Below are 2271 nucleotides of genomic sequence, written 5' to 3' on the forward strand. Positions count from 1 at the left end.
TGTGACTACCTCGCTCGCGGACGTGACGTCTTCGGAGACGGCGTTGCGAGCTTTCCTGCATGGCCTGCCCGGGGTTGACCGGGTGGGCGCGGACCAGCGGGCGGCGATGCTGGGCACCCGTTCGATCAAGACCACGGCCAAGGCGCAGGCGATCGACCTGGCCATCTCCATGGTCGACCTGACCACTTTGGAAGGGGCCGACACGGCGGGCAAGGTGCGCGCGATGTGCACCAAGGCCGTGCATCCGGGCGGTGGCGCGCCCCGGGTGGCGGCTGTGTGCGTCTATCCCGACCTGGTCGCGGTGGCGGCCGAGGCGGTGCGTGGTTCGGGGGTGAAGGTGGCCTCGGTGGCCACGGCGTTCCCGAGCGGGCGTTCCTCGCTGGAGGTGAAGGTGAGCGACACCGCGCTGGCGGTGGCGGCGGGCGCCGACGAGATCGACATGGTGATCGATCGGGGCGCGTTCCTGTCCGGCCGGTATGCGAAGGTGGTGGAGGAGATCGTCGCGGTCAAGGCCGCCTGTGGCAGCGCGCATCTGAAGGTGATCCTGGAGACGGGTGAGCTGGCCACCTACGACAACGTGCGGCGGGCGTCCTGGCTGGCGATGCTGGCGGGCGCGGACTTCATCAAGACCTCCACGGGCAAGGTGTCCCCGGCCGCGACCCCTTCGGTGACGTTGATCATGTTGGAGGCGGTGCGGGACTTCCGCGAGGCGACCGGCCGGCAGGTGGGGGTGAAGCCGGCGGGCGGGATCCGCACGACCAAGGACGCCATCAAGAACCTCGTGCTCGTGCATGAGACGGCCGGCGATGACTGGTTGTCGCCGGACTGGTTCCGGCTGGGTGCCTCCTCGTTGCTGAACGATCTGCTGATGCAGCGGCAGAAGCTGGCCACCGGCCGGTATGCCGGTCCCGACTATTTCACCCTGGACTAGGTGATGGCGATCTTCGAGTACGCACCCGCGCCCGAGTCGCGCGACATCGTCGATATCAAGCCGTCGTATGGGCTGTTCATCGACGGCGAGTTCACCGACGGGGCGGGCAGCCCGTTCAAGACGATCAACCCGGCCAGTGAGGAGACGCTGGCCGAGGTGGCCACCGCCTCTTCCGAGGATGTGGATCGGGCGGTGCGGGCGGCGCGTAAGGCGTTCGGTGTCTGGTCGGCGTTGCCGGGCAGTGAGCGGGCGAAATATCTGTTCCGGATCGCGCGGATCGTTCAGGAGCGGGCGCGTGAGCTGGCGGTGCTGGAGTCGCTGGACAACGGCAAGCCGATCCGTGAGTCGCGGGATGTGGATCTGCCGTTGGTGGCGGCGCATTTCTTCTACTACGCGGGCTGGGCCGACAAGCTGGCTTATGCCGGGTTCGGGACGAAGCCGTTGGGGGTGGCCGGGCAGGTCATTCCGTGGAATTTCCCGCTGTTGATGCTGGCCTGGAAGGTGGCTCCGGCGTTGGCGTGCGGGAACACGGTGGTGCTCAAGCCGGCTGAGACGACGCCGTTGACGGCGTTGTTGTTCGCGGACATCTGCCGGCAGGCCGAGCTGCCGCCGGGGGTGGTGAACATCGTCACCGGGGCGGGTGAGACGGGCGCGGCCGTGGTGGCGCACCCGGATGTGGACAAGGTGGCCTTCACCGGTTCGACCGAGGTCGGGCGGGTCATCGCCCGGGCGGTGGCGGGCACCGGTAAGAAGCTGACCCTGGAGTTGGGCGGCAAGGCGGCCAACATCGTGTTCGCCGACGCCGCGATCGATCAGGCGGTGGAGGGGATCGTGAATGGGATCTTCTTCAATCAGGGGCATGTGTGTTGTGCGGGGTCGCGGTTGCTGGTGCAGGAGTCGGTCCAGGAGGAGTTGCTGGTCGCGTTGAAGCGCCGGCTGGGCACGTTGCGGGTGGGGGATCCGCTGGACAAGAACACCGATGTCGGTGCGATCAACTCGGCCGAGCAGCTGGCCAGGATCCGGGAGTTGTCGGCGGTCGGTGAGGCGGAGGGGGCCGAGCGGTGGTCGCCGGCGTGTGAGCTGCCGGAGCGGGGGTTCTGGTTCCCGCCGACCGTTTTCACCGGGGTCGCGCAGTCGCACACCATTGCCCGGGATGAGATTTTCGGGCCGGTGTTGTCGGTGCTGACCTTCCGTACGCCGGCTGAGGCGGTGGAGAAGGCCAACAACACCCCGTACGGGTTGTCGGCCGGGATCTGGACGGAGAAGGGTTCGCGCATCCTGTGGATGGCCGACAAGCTGCGCGCGGGGGTGGTGTGGGCCAACACGTTCAACAAGTTCGA

The 2271-nt window shown here is 67.8% G+C and carries 2 protein-coding genes; both read left to right on the forward strand.

Annotated elements, in window-relative coordinates:
- Nucleotide 1: 1 nt before the first annotated feature.
- Nucleotides 2-931 (forward strand): deoxyribose-phosphate aldolase, encoded by a 930-nt coding sequence (deoC, locus tag ABN273_RS59050; protein ID WP_349458564.1) that lies wholly within the window; start codon nucleotides 2-4, stop codon nucleotides 929-931.
- Between the two features lie 3 nt (nucleotides 932-934).
- Nucleotides 935-2271: aldehyde dehydrogenase family protein (locus tag ABN273_RS59055; RefSeq protein WP_349458565.1), on the forward strand; the 1337-nt coding region annotated here is incomplete at its 3' end.

The organism is Nonomuraea sp. B19D2, from assembly GCF_040137845.1.
Classification (GTDB): domain Bacteria; phylum Actinomycetota; class Actinomycetes; order Streptosporangiales; family Streptosporangiaceae; genus Nonomuraea.